Raw genomic sequence first — 17,452 nt, 5'->3', positions numbered from 1 at the left:
ATCAAGCCTTGAGTCCAAAACCCTGCATCAGCCGGCGGGTGGGAAAATCTGGCGCACCGGAGGTAAACACCGCAAAATCAAAATCATCGGGATGGACGGCATCGGCCACCTGCGGCACAAGACTGCGGGCACGCCTTGCGATCGCTTCAGCCGGATCGAGCCAGTCGACCGGCCATGGTGCGAGCCTGCGGAAGATATTGGCCATGAAAGGATAATGCGTGCAGGCGAGTACGACGATATCGGTCTTGCGGCCATCCATCTCGACGAAGCACTGCTCGATCTCGGTCATGACCGCCTCATCGCTGACGACATCGCCGCGAATATAGGCTTCCGCCAGGCGTGCCAGGTCCTGCGATCCGACGAGCCGCACATGGCACTGCGTGGCAAAAGACTGGATCAGGTCGCGCGTATAGGCGCGCTTGACGGTGCCCGGTGTCGCGAGCACCGATACAAGGCCGGAGCGGGTTCGCTCGGCGGCCGGCTTGATCGCGGGTACCGTGCCCACGAACGTCATTTGCGGAAAGGCGGCACGAAGAGCGGCGCCGGCCAGCGTGAACGCCGTATTGCAGGCGATGATGCAGACTTCCGGATCATATTGCACGAGCAGCTTTGCGAAGAGATCGACGATGCGCTCCCTCAGTGCCTGCTCCTCCCAGCTGCCATAGGGAAATCCAGCATCATCGGCGATGTAGATGAAACCGCGCTCGGGCATCAGCACGCGCGCCTCGCGCAGCACGGTCAAACCGCCGATCCCTGAATCGAAGACGAGGACCGGTTTCAGCTCATTCGCCGCTGCTGTCATCGCTGGGGGCTTCCTTCGGTACTTTCGAGGATCTGGGATGCGAGCCGCTACCGCGCGGAGACTTCCGCGAGAAGCGGTCAAGAGACGAGATCACCCCGCGCAAGACGCTGATTTCCTGTTCGGTGAACGCCCGGCGCGAGAGGACGGCCCGAAGATTGTCGACCATTTTCGGCTTTTTCCCGGCAGGATGGAAATAATTGCGCGCATCCAGCGCCTCTTCGAGCTGATCGAACAGGCCGAAAAGCTGCTCCTTGGTCGAAGGCCGCTGCTCGATCGCCTGGAACGGCACATCGCCCAGATCCTCCATGTCTGACTTCATCCACTCATAGGACATCAGGAGCACGGCCTGCGCGATGTTCAAAGAAGCGAAGGCGGGATTGACCGGGAAGGTCACAATCTCATCGGCAAGCGCCACTTCCTCATTCGTCAGGCCCCAGCGCTCGCGCCCGAAGAGAATGCCGGTGCCCTCACCTGCCTTGAACTTTGCGCGAAGGGTCTCCGCCGCAACGACAGGCGAACGCACCGGCTTATAGCCATCCCGCTCGCGCGCGGTCGTCGCATAGATGAAGTTGAGATCAGCGATCGCTTGTTCCAGCGTTTCATAGACCTTCGTCGCCTCGATGATGTGATCTGCCTTCGAGGCTGTCGCCTGCGCCCTCTCGTTCGGCCAGCCATCTCGAGGGTTGACGAGACGCAACTCGGCAAGGCCGAAATTCGCCATGGCGCGCGCCACCATGCCGATATTCTCGCCCATTTGCGGCTCGACCAGAATGATGGCCGGTCCTTCGGCCAGAAGTTGACGCTCGCTGTTCGTGCCTGCCATGATGCCTAAATCTCCGCGCGCGAACTCAATCGCGCAAATCACGGTCGCAATAACGAGACACCAGCCACTCGGCAAGGTTTTTGAGTGTCAGCGCCGCGACGAGCCCTCCCGACTATTAGGGATTGGCCGACTTCTGCTGATCGGACGGCTGTTGTTGCTGCTGTTTGACAAGATCCACCATCACGCTCTTGAGCGAGCTCGGATTGCCGTTGTCGTCGTTGGTGACGATATCATCCACCACGGGCCGTCCGCCCTCTTCGATGACCTCGAAACGAACCGTCGTCACCTTCTGATAATCTGCATCGGAGCCCATGCAGGTGGATTTCTTGAAGGTCGCCAGCACCTCCGTCACATTGTTCTTCGGCGGCTGGGCGGCAATCTTCACATCCTCCAGCGGACAGGCATCCTGCGCATTGACGATGACATCATAATCGAATGGCGAGATACCATCCTCGTCGGCAGCAGGAAACTGCGCCGCCGCCTGGTATTTCGCTCCAAAATCCTTGCTGTAGATTTCGTTGAGCTTGTCCTCGCCGAAAATATCCTGCCAGTCACTGTCGCCGCCCGCCCAGTTCGAGACGGTCGCATCCATAATGGCCTTGACCGGCGTCGTCGCATCGGCAGCAAGCGCCATATGCGCACCAAACGAAAACTGGAAAAGCGTAAAGGCAATCGCGGAGGCGGCAAATTTCTGCATGATATGATTCCGTTGCAACAGGCAAAACATGCGCGACATTAGACCCATCGACCGCTTTGGCAATGGCCGGATCGCAAATTGCGCGGGATGTCACGAATGATCAAAAACGCGACGCAGAAGGCTCTATCGGCTTTGCGTTCCGCGCTTGCGGTGCTATAGCCCTCGGGACTTCACATTACCCACAGGACCATCCGGTCCCATTAGCTTAAACGAGGCAGAAGTATGAAGAAGATCAAGGTCGCAAATCCCGTTGCCGATCTCGATGGCGATGAAATGACTCGCATCATCTGGCAGTTTATCAAAGATAAACTGATCTACCCCTACCTCGACATCGATATCGACTACTACGACCTCTCGGTCGAAAACCGCGACGCGACCAACGACCAGGTCACGATCGACGCCGCCAACGCCATCAAGAAGCATGGCGTCGGCATCAAGTGCGCGACGATCACACCGGATGAAGATCGCGTCAAGGAATTCAACCTGAAGCAGATGTGGAAGAGCCCGAACGGCACCATCCGCAACATCCTCGGCGGCGTGATCTTCCGCGAGCCGATCATCTGCAAGAACGTTCCGCGCCTGGTTCCCGGCTGGACCAAGCCGATCGTCGTCGGCCGTCACGCCTTCGGAGACCAGTATCGCGCGACCGACTTCAAATTCCCCGGCAAGGGCAAGCTGACCATCAAGTTCGTCGGCGAAGATGGCGAAGTCATCGAAAAGGAAGTCTTCAACGCTCCGGGCGCCGGCGTTGCCATGGCCATGTACAACCTCGACGAGTCGATCCGCGAATTCGCCCGCGCCTCGATGATGTACGGCCTGATGCGCAAGTGGCCGGTCTACCTCTCCACAAAGAACACCATCCTCAAGGCCTATGACGGCCGCTTCAAGGACATCTTCGAAGAAGTCTACCAGAACGAGTTCAAGGCTCAGTTCGACGAAGCCGGCATCACCTACGAGCACCGCCTGATCGACGACATGGTCGCCTCGGCCCTCAAGTGGTCCGGCGGCTACGTCTGGGCCTGCAAGAACTACGACGGCGACGTTCAGTCCGATACCGTTGCCCAGGGCTTCGGCTCGCTCGGCCTGATGACCTCGGTTCTGCTTACGCCGGATGGCAAGACGGTCGAAGCCGAAGCCGCACACGGCACGGTGACCCGCCACTACCGTCAGCACCAGAAGGGCCAGGAAACCTCGACGAACTCGATCGCTTCGATCTTCGCCTGGACCCGTGGTCTCGCCCATCGTGCCAAGCTGGACGACAATGCAGAACTCGCAAAGTTCGCTTCCACGCTGGAAAAGGTCTGCGTCGATACCGTCGAAGCCGGCTACATGACCAAGGATCTGGCGCTGCTGATCGGCCCCGATCAGCCGTGGCTCTCGACCACTGCCTTCCTCGACAAGATCGACGAGAACCTCAAGAAGGCCATGGCTGCCTAAGCCTTGCCGACATGAGCAAATACGAAGACCCGGCTTTCACGCCGGGTTTTCTTTTGTGCGAAATCTTGCCGCCGGGGCTAACCAGTGGCAAAAATGCGCGCAATAAAAGGGAGAGGCAGATGGCTGAAGAACTTGTTTTCTATACCAACCCGATGTCGCGCGGACGCATTGCCCGCTGGATGCTTGAGGAAACCGGCCAGCCCTACCGCACCGAATATCTCGACTACGGCACGACGATGAAATCGCCGGAATATCTTGCGGTCAACCCCATGGGCAAGGTGCCGGCGATCAAGCATGGCGATACTGTCGTCACCGAAGGTGCCGCCATCTGCGCCTATCTGGCCGAAACCTTCCCGCAGGCTGGCCTCGCCCCGACCGCGGCCGAGCGTGGTCGCTATTTCCGTTGGATGTTCTTTGCTGCCGGCCCGTTGGAAGCTGCAGTTACCATCCGCGCGCTTGGCTTCGAAATTCCACCGGAACGTCAGCGCATGGCCGGCTGCGGTAGCATCCAAGGCGTGCTCGATACGATCGAATATGCAGTCTCAAGCTCGCCATTCATCGCCGGCGACCGCTTCACGGCCGCCGACGTCTATGTCGGTTCGCATATCGGCTGGGGTCTCAATTTCGGCACGATCGAGAAACGCCAGGCCTTCGTCGATTATTGGGCCCGGGTCAGCGACCGCGATGCTTACCGCCGCGGCAACGAGATCGACAATGCAGCCATGCCGAAGCCAACTAATGCTTGACAATACAAGGCATTAAAAAGAAATCTTCGATCGCGCTCATATGCCGCTATTGCAGCGGCATATAGATATCGGTCAAAAGCTCCGTCGGCGGCACGTCGCGCGGATTGTTGATATATTCCTCGAACATGACGGTATCGCGCAATTGCCGGCCGGAAGCCGGCAGCCACTGCGCATAAAGCCAGTGATAGGCCTTATGCATGTTTGCATAAGGGCCTTTGTGGCGCAGCACGGCATAGTCGCCGCCATCGAGCGAACGCCGCTCCAGCGGAGCATTGGCAACGACGGCCTCGCCAGCCGTGACGCAGGCATGGGAGCGCAGTTTGTCCGCTTCCACCACATCCGGATCATCGAGATAGACTCCGATCATGCGCATGTCCGGCACCGCAAGGCCGCGGGCAAAGATGGTACCGAAAAGTGTTTCGAAAGCTTGGCCGATCTGCATATAGGAGCCGCGATGGGCGACACCGATCAGTGACATCGGGGAAATAGTGCGAAGCGTAACGTCGAACATGACCGTGATCCTTCCTTGGGTGCTAGGTTCGAAAATCGTATGGCTTCCCTCATTCCGATATCGCGCCGGCGGCATGCCGTAGACAGATCTGAAGATACGGTTGAACGACTGGAGGTTGGGATAGCCCGACCGCTTTGCAATGTCGCTGACGGATAGACGGGTGTTGACGAGATCGCCGGCGGCACGATGCAACCGAAGCCGCTTGACGGTCGCCGCCGCCGTCTCGCCATAGATCGCCCGATAGATCCTGTGCCAGTGATAGCTGGACATGCAGGCGATCTCGGCGACCATTTCCATATCGAGCTCATCGTCCAGATGCTCATGGATATAGGCCGAAACCCGCCGCAACCGGGTCTCGTAAAGCGTCCACGCCGTTCCACCACTCATGTCAAACCCCTTGCAAATCGATCGGCCCGACAAGAGCATAACCCGATTTGACAAATCCTGCGGAATTGCCTGCACAAAGAAAAATGGCGGACACCGAAGCATCCGCCATCTTTAATTATCAATCGGAAATCAGTGTCTTAGCCAGCAAGTGCCGCAGCAATCGCCTCGATCGCCTCGTCGGCCTTGGCGCCATCAGGGCCACCGGCCTGCGCCATGTCGGGACGGCCGCCGCCACCCTTGCCGCCGAGGGCAGCTGAAGCGACGCGCACGAGATCGACGGCGCTGAAGCGGCCAACCAGATCCTCCGTGACGGCGACGACGGCGCTGGCCTTGCCATCATCCGAAACGCCGATCAGCGTCACGACACCGGAGCCGAGGCTTGCCTTAGCCTCATCCGCCATGCCCTTGAGATCCTTGGGATCGACGCCGGAAACCGGCTTGCCGAGGAACTTGACTCCGTTGACTTCACGGACTGCATCGGCGGTGCCGCCTTGGCTACCGCCCATGGCGAGCTTGCGCTTGGCATCGGCCAATTCGCGCTCCAGCTTGCGGCGCTCATCCATTAAGGATTCGACACGCGAAACCACGTCTGCCGGCTGTACCTTCAGCGTCGAGGCGAGGTTCTTCACGCGCTCGTCCTGCTCGGCAAGATAGCTGAGCGCGGATTCGCCGGTCACAGCTTCAATACGGCGCACGCCGGCACCGACGGCGCTTTCGCCGAGAATGCGCACGAGACCAATCTGGCCGGTAGCGGAGACATGCGTACCACCGCAAAGCTCGACCGAGTAAGGCTTACCGGACTTTGCACCGCGCACGCCCTGCCCCATCGCCACGACGCGGACTTCGTCGCCATACTTCTCACCGAACAGCGCCATCGCACCTTCCGCGATGGCATCATCGACGCTCATCAGGCGGGTCGTAACAGGCGAGTTCTGAAGGATGATCTCGTTGGCCATCTCTTCGACAACCTTCAGCTCCTCAGCCGACATCGGCTTCGGATGAGAGACGTCGAAACGCAGCCGCTCGGGCGCAACCAGCGAGCCCTTCTGCGCGACATGGGTGCCGAGCACTTCGCGAAGTGCCTCGTGCAGCAGATGGGTTGCCGAGTGGTTGGCGCGCAGGCGCGAGCGCCTGTTGTGATCGACGGTCAGGACGACGGCATCGCCGACCTTGATCTTGCCTTCCGAAACTTCGGAGCTATGAACGAAGAGACCCTCGCCCTTCTTCTGCGTATCGCTGACGGTGAGCTTGCCATGGTCGCTGGAGATCACGCCGGTATCACCCATCTGGCCACCGGACTCGCCGTAGAACGGCGTCTGGTTGACCACGATCTGCACCTTGTCGCCAACGGAAGCGCTATCGACGGCGACGCCATCCCTGACGATCGCCTGGATGACGCCTTCGGCAGATTCCGTATCGTAACCCAGGAACTCGGTCGCGCCGTTCTTTTCCTTGAGCTCAAACCAGATGGTTTCGGTCGCCTTATCGCCGGAGCCGGTCCAATGCGAACGCGCCTCGGCCTTCTGGCGCTCCATGGCATCGGTAAAGCTTGATATATCGACACCGATGCCGCGGGCGCGCAGCGCGTCCTGCGTCAGGTCGAGCGGGAAGCCATATGTGTCGTAGAGCTTGAAGGCCGTCTCGCCGTCCAGGCTGTCGCCCTTATGCAGATCCGAAGTGGCATCGTTAAGCAGCGAGAGGCCGCGTTCCAGCGTTTTGCGGAAACGGGTTTCTTCGAGCTTCAGCGTCTCGGAGGTCAGCGCTTCGGCGCGCACCAGCTCCGGATAGGCACGGCCCATCTGCTGGATCAGCGCCGGCAGCAGCTTCCACATCAACGGTTCCTTGGCGCCGAGCAGCTGCGCGTGGCGCATGGCGCGGCGCATGATGCGGCGAAGCACGTAGCCACGGCCCTCATTCGACGGCAGCACGCCATCGGCGATCAGGAAGGCGGAGGAACGCAGGTGATCGGCGATGACGCGATGGCTGGCACGATGCTCGCCCTCGGCTTTCACACCCGTTGCCTCCTCCGAAGCCTCGATCAGCGCGCGGAACAGGTCGATATCGTAGTTGTCATGCTTGCCCTGCAGTACGGCGGCAACGCGCTCGAGACCCATGCCGGTGTCGATCGACGGACGCGGCAGGTCGACGCGCTGCTCCTTGGTGATCTGCTCGAACTGCATGAAGACGAGATTCCAGATCTCGATGAAGCGGTCGCCGTCTTCCTCCGGAGAGCCGGGAGGGCCACCCCAGATGTGATCGCCGTGATCGTAGAAGATTTCCGAACAGGGACCGCAAGGACCGGTATCGCCCATCGCCCAGAAATTGTCGCTGGTGGCGATGCGGATGATCTTGTCGTCGGAAAGACCGGCAATCTTCTTCCACAGGTTAAAGGCGTCGTCGTCGGTGTGATAGACCGTGACCAGCAGGCGCTTGGCATCGAGGCCGAATTCCTTGGTGATCAGGTTCCATGCAAGCTCGATGGCGCGCTCCTTGAAATAGTCGCCAAAGGAGAAATTGCCGAGCATCTCGAAGAAGGTGTGATGACGGGCGGTATAGCCGACATTGTCGAGGTCGTTATGCTTGCCGCCGGCGCGAACGCATTTCTGCGCGGTAGACGCCGTCGTATAGGGACGCTGCTCCAGGCCGGTGAACACGTTCTTGAACTGCACCATGCCGGCATTGGTGAACATCAATGTCGGATCGTTGCGCGGCACCAGCGGGCTCGACGGCACGATCTCGTGGCCGTTTTTCTTAAAATAGTCGAGGAAGGTCGACCGGATTTCATTCACACCGCTCATATGGGGCCCTTCAGTCCTGCGCTCAGCAACTTGCATCAAAGTCAGTGGCTTTTATCGTCCGCTCCCGGCGCTGTCCAGCCGCACGAATAAAACCGGCCGCACATCCCTTGGACAATACGGCCGGTTTCGACTTTTGGGTCTCGATCTTAGGTTGGGAATTGCTTCCCGAAGCCTTTATTCGCCAGAGGCGTCGCCATCATCGGCATCGGGGCCGCCATTCTGCAGGAAACGATCGGCGATCAGGCCGGCATTCTGGCGCAGCGACAATTCGATTTCGCGCGAGAGATCCGGATTGTCGCGCAGGAAGATTTTCGCATTCTCGCGGCCCTGACCGAGACGCTGGCTGTTATAGGAGAACCAGGCGCCGGACTTTTCGACGATGCCGGCCTTGACACCGAGATCGACCAGTTCGCCGGTCTTGGAAACGCCCTCGCCATACATGATGTCGAACTCGACCTGTTTGAAGGGAGGCGCCATCTTGTTCTTGACGACCTTGACGCGCGTCTGGTTGCCGATCACCTCTTCGCGCTCCTTAACGGCGCCAATGCGGCGGATATCGAGGCGAACCGAGGCGTAGAACTTCAGCGCGTTACCGCCCGTCGTCGTTTCCGGCGAACCGAACATGACGCCGATCTTCATGCGGATCTGGTTGATGAAGATCACCATGGTGTTGGACTTCGAGATGGAAGCCGTGAGCTTGCGCAGCGCCTGGCTCATCAGACGGGCCTGCAGGCCCGGCAGGCTGTCGCCCATTTCGCCTTCGATTTCGGCGCGCGGTGTCAGAGCTGCAACGGAGTCGACGACGAGGACGTCGATCGCACCGGAGCGCACCAGTGTATCGGTGATTTCAAGCGCCTGTTCGCCGGTATCCGGCTGCGAGATCAACAGGTTCTGCAGGTCGACGCCGAGCTTGCGGGCATAGACCGGATCGAGCGCATGTTCTGCGTCCACGAAGGCACAGATGCCACCCTTTTTCTGTGCCTCTGCAATGGTCTGCAGGGCCAGCGTCGTCTTACCCGAGCTTTCCGGCCCGTAGATTTCGATGATGCGCCCCTTCGGCAAGCCGCCAATGCCGAGAGCGATATCGAGGCTCAGAGAGCCGGTGGAAACCGTTTCGATTTCGACCACGTTCTCGTTGGAGCCGAGCTTCATGATCGAGCCCTTGCCGAACGACCGCTCAATTTGAGAGAGTGCCGCTTCAAGTGCCTTGCTTTTATCCACCGATTTGTCCTCTACAAGCCGCAAAGAATTCTGAGACATTCGATCCACCTTTAGGTTATTGAAGCCGCTCTAGCAATGTCGCCGCCGATGAGAATTCTGTACTCTATTTGTTCTCTTATCGCAAGAGCACAACAAGCAATTGAAAGAAAAAGATAAAATGATTTCCGTTCTACTTTTGTTTTCTTCTTTCTTCCCAGATACTTACGGTTATGGGGCGGTCAATTCACGCATGTCGCCGCCCCGCTCGATTCGTCTTTTCGACTGCTGAGGATAACCCTATGGCGAAAAAGATTCTCGTTCTCGGCGGCGCCCATATAGACCGGCGTGGCCGCATCTTCGGCGAGACGGCGCCTGGCGCCAGCAACCCCGGCGCATGGTTCGAGGAACCCGGCGGCGGCGGCTTCAATGCGGCGAGAAATCTCGCCCGCCTCGGCTTCGACGTAAAGCTGATCTCGCCGCGCGGCGGCGACCCCTCCGGTGAAATGGTGGCCGAGGCTGCAAGCCATGCCGGCATCGACGACAAGCCCTTCGTCTTCCTCGATCGCAAGACGCCGAGCTATACCGCGATCCTCGAGAATGACGGCAATCTGGTCATCGCGCTTGCCGATATGGAGCTCTACAAGCTCTTCGTTCCGCGACGCCTAGCGATTCGCGCCGTTCGCGATGCCTTCGATGAAACGGACCTCATTCTCTGCGACGCCAATCTGCCTGCCGAAACCTTAGGCGCAATTGCGGCAAGAGCTGCTCTATGCGGCAAGCCGGTCGCCGCTATCGCCATCTCACCGGCAAAAGTGGTGCGGCTGAAGCCAAGCCTTGCCGGCATCGATCACCTGTTCCTCAACGAAGCCGAAGCCGCGGCGTTGACTGAAATCCGTCCGGAGGATCCGCGTGAATGGGTGAGCGCTTTGCGAGCGCTCGGCCTGCGCAACGGCGTGATCACCCGCGGGAAACGCCCCCTGATCGCATTCTCGCGTGATATCGTGGTCAGCTTGCAGCCGCCTATCGTCGAGGATGTCGCCGATGTCACCGGTGCGGGAGATTCGCTTGCCTCCGGCGTTCTGTCGGCGCTGATGGCCGGCCACGATCTCGCGGAAGCCATACGTCATGGCGCGGCAGCAGCGGCAATCACCGTCCAGTCTCCCTATGCAACGGCAGAAAATCTCTCTCCCGAGCTGCTAAACGCGGCCCTGGCCCTTGTTCCCGAGGCCGAAATTCTGTCATGAAGCCTGCTCAAGACGCGTATATTGTTTCAGTGAATTGGAAACGACAATGACCCAGCCTATCTCGCCCCTGCTTCCGATCTCCTATTCGAAGGAAGTCGCTGCCGCAAAGCTCCGCGGTGCGCCGATCGTTGCTCTGGAATCGACGATCATCACCCACGGCATGCCCTATCCAGGCAATATCGAGATGGCGCGCAGCGTTGAGTCGATCATCAGGCAGGAAGGCGCTGTACCCGCAACCATCGCCGTCATCCATGGCACCCTGCATATCGGCCTCGAGCCGGAAGAGCTGGAAGCCCTTGCCAAGACGGAAGGGGCGATGAAGGTCTCCCGCGCCGACATCGCCTTTGCGATCGCCGAGCGCCGCACGGGCGCGACCACCGTGGCCGCCACGATGATCGCCGCCGCCCGCGCCGGCATCAAGGTATTTGCCACCGGCGGCATCGGCGGCGTGCATCGCGGCGCGGAAGAGAGCTTCGATATTTCGGCCGACCTTGAAGAGCTTTCCCGTACCGGCGTCATCGTCGTCTGCGCCGGAGCCAAGGCGATCCTCGATATTCCGAAGACGCTCGAAGTGCTGGAAACCCGTGGTGTTCCGGTCGTGACTTACGACAGCACCGAGTTCCCAGCCTTCTGGTCGCGCTCGTCAGGACTTACGAGCCCGCTGACGCTGAACAGCCCGGCGGCCATCGCCAACTTCCAGACGACGCGCGAGCAGCTGGGCATCGATGGCGGTATGCTGATCGCCAATCCGGTTCCGGAAGCCGACGAGATCCCGCGCGAGGAGATGGAAATCTATATCGAGCGGGCCCTCGACAGCGCCGAGCGCGACGAGATCACCGGCAAGGCGGTTACGCCTTATCTGCTGAGCACGATCTTCGACATCACCGAAGGCCGCAGCCTGAAGACCAATATCGCGCTTGTCGAAAACAATGCGCGTTTGGCCGCGGAAATCGCCGTAGCTCTGGCGGACTAATCAAGGCCCTAGTCACAGGAACGGCCGGGTGTGCGATCGCCCGGCCGTTCTCTTTCTTTCAAGTGAGAGAGAACAGACCCAGAGCAGACCTTAATTCGGCAAGCGTCGCTTCTGTCCGCTCCCTCGCCTTTCGCGTCCCCTCCCGCAAGACTGCCATCACATAGTCCGGTTCAGCGGCATAACGCGCGCGACGCCCTCGGATCGGCGCGAGCAGCGCCTGCAAGACATCCTCGAGATGTCTCTTCAAGGTGACGTCGCCAAGTCCGCCGCGGCGATAATGCGCCTTCATCTCGTCGACCAACCGCCGATCCTCACAAAAAGCATCGAGATAGGTGAAGACGACATTTCCTTCGACCTTGCCTGGATCGTTGACGCGAAGGTGATCCGGATCGGTATACATGCGCCGCACCGCATCCCTGATCTCATCGGACGATGCCGAAAGCGGGATCGCATTACCCTGCGATTTGCTCATCTTCGCCTTGCCGTCGACGCCGGGCAGACGCCCGACAGCCGGCACCATCGCTGTAGCCTCCACCAGAACGTCTCGCCCGATCTGTCGGTTGAGACGGCGAACGATCTCGTTGGTCTGCTCGATCAACGGTGCCTGATCCTCCCCGACGGGAACGACGGTCGCCTTGAAGGCGGTGATATCGGCGGCCTGCGCGACCGGGTAGCAGAGAAAGCCGGCCGGCACATCGCGTTCGAAACCGCGCAGCTGGATCTCCGTCTTGATCGTCGGATTGCGCTCCAGGCGACTGACCGTAACGAAATTCAGATAGAGCAGTGTCAATTCCGCCAGCGCGGGTAGAGCGGATTGAACGCAGATCGTTGTCAGCGCCGGATCGATGCCGACTGCAAGATAGTCCGTAGCGACTTCAAGGACGTTGCGCCGCACTTTCTGGGGATCATGCGCATTGTCGGTCAGTGCCTGCGTATCCGCCAAGAGCAGGAATTGCTCATGGCTGTGCTGAAGTGCAACGCGGCTTTTCAGCGACCCGGCATAATGGCCGAGATGGAGTGGACCCGTGGTCCGATCGCCCGTCAGGATGACGGGACGATTATCGGTAGGGGAAAACATTTCATTGCTCCGCAAAAGGAGCCGCCGCAATCGGGAAGGGAAAAACGGAAATGGACCATGCCTGCCGGATTACGGCGGCAGGGTCGATTTCAAGACATGACGACTGCCGCTCCTAGAAGGAGCGCCACCACATTTGGAAAACGGGCTTGGCGAGGTCGATCATGGGCGGTTGATTACACCGTTGCGCCGTAATCGGCAACATGGAGAGGCGCAAAACACCCCTCACTTAATTCTTGTCCAGCGTCTCGCGCACGACGACGGCAAGCTGCTTCAGCGAGAACGGTTTCGGCAGGAAGCCGAATTGGGCGTCCGCTGGCAGGTTGCGGGCAAAGGCATCCTCGGCATACCCCGAAACAAAGATGAACTTCAGATCCGGATATTTCTTGCGCAATTCGCGCAGCAGCGACGGCCCGTCCATCTCGGGCATGACGACGTCGGAGACGACGACATCAACCTGTCCGTCTAGCTCCTCCATGATGTCGAGCGCCTCAACGCCGGAGCCGGCCTCGTGGACGGTATAACCCCGCGTCTCAAGCATGCGCTTGCCACCACGGCGTACCGCCTCTTCGTCCTCGACAAGCAGCACGACAGCGGACTTGCCTGTAAGATCGGCCGGTTCTTCCGGAGAAGCGGCGACACCCGCACCCTGGTCCATGGCCGTAACATCGCGGCTTTCCGACACTTTCGCTTCCGTTACCGAAGGCATTTCCACGATGTGTCGCGGCAGGAAAATGCGGAAGATCGTTCCCTTGCCCACTTCCGATTCCGGCTGGATGTAGCCGCCGGACTGCTTGATGATGCCGTAAACCATGGCAAGGCCGAGGCCGGTGCCCTTGCCCACTTCCTTGGTCGTGAAGAAGGGCTCGAAAATCTTGTCCATGATCTCAGGCGCGATACCGGTTCCGGTATCGCTGACCTCGACGAGCACCATGTCCTCATGCGGAAGGTAGGGATAGTTAAAGGCGCTGACATCGGCCGCACGCAGATTGCGGGTGCGCAGCGTCAGCGTACCGCCGCCCGGCATGGCATCGCGGGCATTGACGCAGAGGTTGATCAGCACCTGCTCGAACTGTGAGAGATCGGTTTTCACGGGCCAGAGGTCGCGCCCGTAGTCGACGTCGAGTTTGACATGCGTACCCGATAGCAGCCGGTCAACCAGCATGCGCAGATCGCCTATCACATCAGTCAGGTTCAGGATCGTCGGCCGCATCGTCTGCTTGCGCGAGAAGGCGAGCAACTGCCGCACCAGCACGGCCGCACGATTGGCATTACGCTTGATTTCCATCAGATCCGCGAAGCTGGCGTCGGAAGGCCGCGCCTGCAGCAGGAGATGGTCGGAAGACAGAAGGATTGCGGTCAGAACGTTGTTGAAGTCATGCGCGATGCCGCCAGCAAGCGTCCCGACGGCATTGAGCTTCTGCGTCTGCGCCATCTGGGTCTCGAGCGCCTTCTGCTCAGTCACCTCGACGGCATAGACGATGGCAGCCTCTTCCGGCGCCTCGTCGGTCTGGTCGATGACGGCATTGACATAGAAACGGAAATGCCGCGTTTCGTCTTTCGGATTGCGGGAATCGATCGGCGGAATGTCGCCCTGCCGGTCCTTGGCAGCCGCCAGCGCCTGCTGCAGCTGCGGCCGGTCGCTTTCATTGACGACGCTCTCCAGGGCGGCACCGCGCTCGATATCATCACGCGAGACCAGATCCGAGAAGAGCTTGAGGAAGGGCGCATTCGTCCTAAGAATACGGCCATTGCCATCGACGGATGCGATCGCCATCGGCGTATTGTTGAAGAAGCGGCTGAAGCGCATCGCGGCAGCGGAGGCCGATTGCTCGGTATCGGCACCGTTCTGACGGGTCAGGACGATGGTGCGGCTCTCGCCGGGTGCGCCGTCGCGCATCGAGGTGACACTATGAACGATCTGCACGGGCAGGCTCTGGCCATTGGAACGGCGCAGATCGAGATCGAGCGTCACCGTCTTCTTCAAGCCCGGCTCGGCCTGGACGGACTGAATGAGCGCCAGCCCCTCGCCTGCCACAAGATCGCCGATCGTCATCGAGCCCGGCACGAATTTCGTCAGATCGAAGCCCAGCCATTCAGCCAGCGTCGCATTGAGATAGAAGATCTCGCCCTTGCGCCCCGCGGAAAAGAAGCCGGCCGGCGCATGGTCGAGATAGTCGATCGCGTTCTGCAGTTCCTTGAAGAAACGTTCCTGATCGTCACGCTCGGAGGTGATGTCGGTAATCTGCCAGATATGCAGTGCCTTGTTGGCGCCTTGCTCGGCCGGCAGCACGCGCGCCTTCAGCCGGTACCAATGCGCCACATTGCCGCTTCCATCCACAGGCCCGAGCGGCTTCAGCAGGCGGAACTCCTCCGATCCTTCCTTGCCATCGCGCAGGCCATTGGCGAGACGATAGAGAGCCTCGTTGGACTCGCGATTTCGCGACAGGAGCATCTCCAGCGACTGCACTTCCGTCGCCTTCGTCGCCCCGGTCAGCCGACCATAGGCGGCATTCGCGTAGACGATGCGCCCCTTCTCATCCGTGATCAGCGTTCCGTCGGGGTGGCTGTTGAGGAAGGACCGGGCCAGACTGTCGGACTGAGGCTGTGGCATGACCTCGACAAAGCCGATGATCGAGGAAACCAGGAAGAAGATGCCGACCATGGCGAGAATGCCCAGGCCACCGAGAACCGCTTCGTTGTCCAGCTGGTTCTTGAAGACGACGAAAGCCGCGGCCGCGGCCACGAGAACGAGCGCAAGCAGGATGATGCGCAGCACGGTTCCAGAACGAACCCCGCGATCCACCAGCGGCACGCTATACTCGTCGGACGGACGCTGCTTCGTCATGAACCCCTCGTATCGGCCGTTCTCCTCGCGACATGTCATACACGTTTTTAGGGGTCGCCGGAGTCGGACCTTTCGAATCTTCTTTATCAAGTTGCGTCATCGGCAAAAAGCTTTGCCGGGCCAGAAAGGCTTGAATTCACAGGCAATAGAAGACAACAGCCTGCAATCGCATCTTGTCTCCGGCGCAATCCTGTTCATATGATCGCCGTATAGAAGGGTCATGGTGAAAGCATTACCCTCGTAAGTTGCAACTACTGCATAATTCCCCAAAACAGGATTTGATTAAGGGTAAAATTATGCAGTGGATTTAAAGTACTACAACGACCTTTGCGCGTCACATGTGACGCGCGGCGCTGTAAACCGCAACATCGGGGACAATTACGGAGTATCTCGACATGTTGGACGATATCGCCGGAGCCTATGGCAGCCGTTTCTTTCTCGCAGCCGGTGGAGTTGGCATTGCCCTGCTCGTGCTCATCGGCATTCTGTGGGTCATGCGCAACCGAGCGCCTTCTCCCTTCGTGCGCGGTGGCAAGAACCGTCAGCCTCGCCTGCAGGTGTTGGATGCCGCCGCCGTCGATGCTCGCCGCCGTCTCGTGCTCGTGCGACGCGATGGGATCGAGCATCTGATCATGATCGGCGGCCCGACGGACATCGTCATCGAATCGGGCATTTCCGATCCCACACGCGCCGGAACCGCCGCGACGCCGGTCGATATCCCCATGGCATTTGAAGAGAGGCGGCCGCAGCAGCAGAAGGCGGCTGCGGTGGAAGCTCCTCCCGCAACGCTTCCGCAGCGCCAGCAAACCGCTGAGGACAAGATCGAAGCCTATCTGCGCAACGAGCCGCGCCCTGAGCCTACGGCGCCGCCGGCTCCAGTCCCGCAGGTGGCCAAACACCCGCAACCCGCCGCCGTCAAGCCGCAGCAACCGGCGCCCCAGCCGGTGCCGACTATCAGCGAGACGGAAGCCGCCGACATACTGGACGCTGCCCGACATGTCGTCCTGCCTCAGCAACAACCGGCTCCCGCACTCCCGGCAACAGCCGAGCCTACCCCCGCACCGACGCCATCGGTCGAACCCGGCAATGATTTCCAGCGTATTCTGGAAGCGGAAATGTCGAAGAACCTGACCGCCGAACGGATCATTCCGAACGCGCCGGCGCCGCGACAGGTGCAGCAGCAACCAAATGCTGAACCATCCACGATCCCAAGCCCGGCAAAACGCGTCGAACCGGAGCTCGCTCCGCTGGCCGGAGCTGACAGCGCTCTTCAGAAGGAAGTCGCTCGCATCTTTGGGGAAATGAGCGTCAGCCGCGACAAATAAGTTGCGGCCTCTCAGAAACGCCGGAATCGAAAAAGGCACGACGGAGATTTCCATCGTGCCTTTGTTTTATTTAAGCCGGTTGAAACCGATGCTGTCATTACTCGTCGCGGTAAACCTTTTCGCGGCGCTCGTGACGCTCCTGCGCCTCGATCGACAAGGTTGCGATCGGGCGAGCGTCCAGACGCTTGAGGCCGATCGGCTCGCCGGTTTCTTCACAATAGCCGTACGTGCCATCTTCAATACGCTGCAATGCGGCATCGATCTTGGAAATGAGTTTACGTTGGCGGTCGCGAGCCCGAAGTTCGATAGCTCTGTCAGTTTCGGAAGAAGCCCGATCGGCGAGATCGGGGTGATTTGCACTTTCTTCCGCCAGATGATCCAGGGTTTCGCGCGCTTCTCTAAGGATGTCGTTTTTCCATGCCACCAGCTTCGCTCGAAAATAAGCTCGCTGATTCAGATTCATGAACTCCTCGTCTTCCGAGGGCACATAGTTGCTAAGATCGATCTTCTCACTCAACGCGATTCTCCTGAAGAACATCTCATATGGCTGGGCTGTATATCCCAACCGATAGTGCCGATTCAAGCC

General features: G+C 59.7%; 14 protein-coding genes. 5 read left to right on the top strand and 9 right to left on the bottom strand.

From position 1 onward, the window contains the following. Position 1: 1 nt before the first annotated feature. The 3 genes from murI to AC13QE_RS08080 all read right to left on the bottom strand — a co-directional run bounded on the left by murI (position 2) and on the right by AC13QE_RS08080 (position 2,322). Positions 2-802, bottom strand: a complete 801-nt coding sequence (gene murI, locus AC13QE_RS08090; RefSeq protein WP_488483280.1) for a glutamate racemase — start codon at positions 800-802, stop codon at positions 2-4. Beyond that, positions 783-1,625, bottom strand: a complete 843-nt coding sequence (locus tag AC13QE_RS08085; RefSeq protein ID WP_488483279.1) for an RNA methyltransferase — start codon at positions 1,623-1,625, stop codon at positions 783-785. The genes murI and AC13QE_RS08085 overlap by 20 nt, the downstream gene beginning before the upstream one ends. A 115-nt stretch (positions 1,626-1,740) precedes the next feature. Beyond that, entirely contained in the window at positions 1,741-2,322 is a 582-nt protein-coding gene (locus tag AC13QE_RS08080; protein ID WP_488483278.1) for a hypothetical protein, read from the bottom strand. Positions 2,323-2,544: 222 nt separating this feature from the next. On the opposite strand from AC13QE_RS08080, the gene AC13QE_RS08075 reads away from it, so the two are divergent. Both AC13QE_RS08075 and AC13QE_RS08070 read left to right on the top strand, forming a co-directional pair. Beyond that, complete coding sequence (locus tag AC13QE_RS08075) at positions 2,545-3,759, top strand: NADP-dependent isocitrate dehydrogenase (protein ID WP_015340066.1); 1,215 nt, start codon at positions 2,545-2,547, stop codon at positions 3,757-3,759. Between the two features lie 119 nt (positions 3,760-3,878). Then, positions 3,879-4,505, top strand: a complete 627-nt coding sequence (locus AC13QE_RS08070; protein ID WP_488483277.1) for a glutathione S-transferase family protein — start codon at positions 3,879-3,881, stop codon at positions 4,503-4,505. Positions 4,506-4,551: 46 nt separating this feature from the next. On the opposite strand, the gene AC13QE_RS08065 is transcribed toward AC13QE_RS08070, so the two are convergent. The 3 genes from AC13QE_RS08065 to recA all read right to left on the bottom strand — a co-directional run bounded on the left by AC13QE_RS08065 (position 4,552) and on the right by recA (position 9,461). Beyond that, positions 4,552-5,403 (bottom strand): AraC family transcriptional regulator, encoded by an 852-nt coding sequence (locus AC13QE_RS08065; RefSeq protein WP_488483276.1) that lies wholly within the window; start codon positions 5,401-5,403, stop codon positions 4,552-4,554. Between the two features lie 137 nt (positions 5,404-5,540). Then, a complete protein-coding gene (gene alaS, locus AC13QE_RS08060; protein WP_488483275.1) occupies positions 5,541-8,201 on the bottom strand; it encodes an alanine--tRNA ligase in 2,661 nt (886 codons plus the stop codon). Between the two features lie 174 nt (positions 8,202-8,375). Further along, positions 8,376-9,461: a recombinase RecA gene (gene recA, locus AC13QE_RS08055; RefSeq protein ID WP_015340070.1), complete on the bottom strand. Its 1,086-nt coding sequence runs from the start codon at positions 9,459-9,461 to the stop codon at positions 8,376-8,378. 239 nt (positions 9,462-9,700) lie between these two features. Between recA and AC13QE_RS08050 the strand changes: the two genes are divergently transcribed. Both AC13QE_RS08050 and AC13QE_RS08045 read left to right on the top strand, forming a co-directional pair. After that, complete coding sequence (locus AC13QE_RS08050; protein WP_488483274.1) at positions 9,701-10,645, top strand: carbohydrate kinase family protein; 945 nt, start codon at positions 9,701-9,703, stop codon at positions 10,643-10,645. Between the two features lie 46 nt (positions 10,646-10,691). Then, complete coding sequence (locus AC13QE_RS08045; protein WP_488483273.1) at positions 10,692-11,618, top strand: pseudouridine-5'-phosphate glycosidase; 927 nt, start codon at positions 10,692-10,694, stop codon at positions 11,616-11,618. 58 nt (positions 11,619-11,676) lie between these two features. On the opposite strand, the gene trpS is transcribed toward AC13QE_RS08045, so the two are convergent. Both trpS and cckA read right to left on the bottom strand, forming a co-directional pair. Continuing rightward, on the bottom strand, positions 11,677-12,696 hold the full coding sequence (gene trpS, locus AC13QE_RS08040; RefSeq protein WP_488483272.1) for a tryptophan--tRNA ligase: 1,020 nt from the start codon (positions 12,694-12,696) through the stop codon (positions 11,677-11,679). A 226-nt stretch (positions 12,697-12,922) separates the two neighbouring features. Then, the gene (gene cckA, locus AC13QE_RS08035; protein WP_488483271.1) at positions 12,923-15,541 is read right to left on the bottom strand and encodes a cell cycle histidine kinase CckA; all 2,619 of its coding nucleotides are present in this window, start codon (positions 15,539-15,541) and stop codon (positions 12,923-12,925) included. Positions 15,542-15,936: 395 nt separating this feature from the next. On the opposite strand from cckA, the gene AC13QE_RS08030 reads away from it, so the two are divergent. After that, entirely contained in the window at positions 15,937-16,866 is a 930-nt protein-coding gene (locus tag AC13QE_RS08030) for a flagellar biosynthetic protein FliO (RefSeq protein WP_488483270.1), read from the top strand. 97 nt (positions 16,867-16,963) lie between these two features. Here AC13QE_RS08030 and dksA read toward each other — a convergent pair whose 3' ends face one another. After that, on the bottom strand, positions 16,964-17,383 hold the full coding sequence (dksA, locus tag AC13QE_RS08025) for an RNA polymerase-binding protein DksA (RefSeq protein WP_015340076.1): 420 nt from the start codon (positions 17,381-17,383) through the stop codon (positions 16,964-16,966). Between the last annotated feature and the right edge of the window lie 69 nt (positions 17,384-17,452).

Source organism: Martinezella sp. CNPSo 3957 (assembly GCF_057784395.1).
Note: the sequence above shows the minus strand (reverse complement) of the source record. Positions and strands in the feature narration are given on the sequence as shown.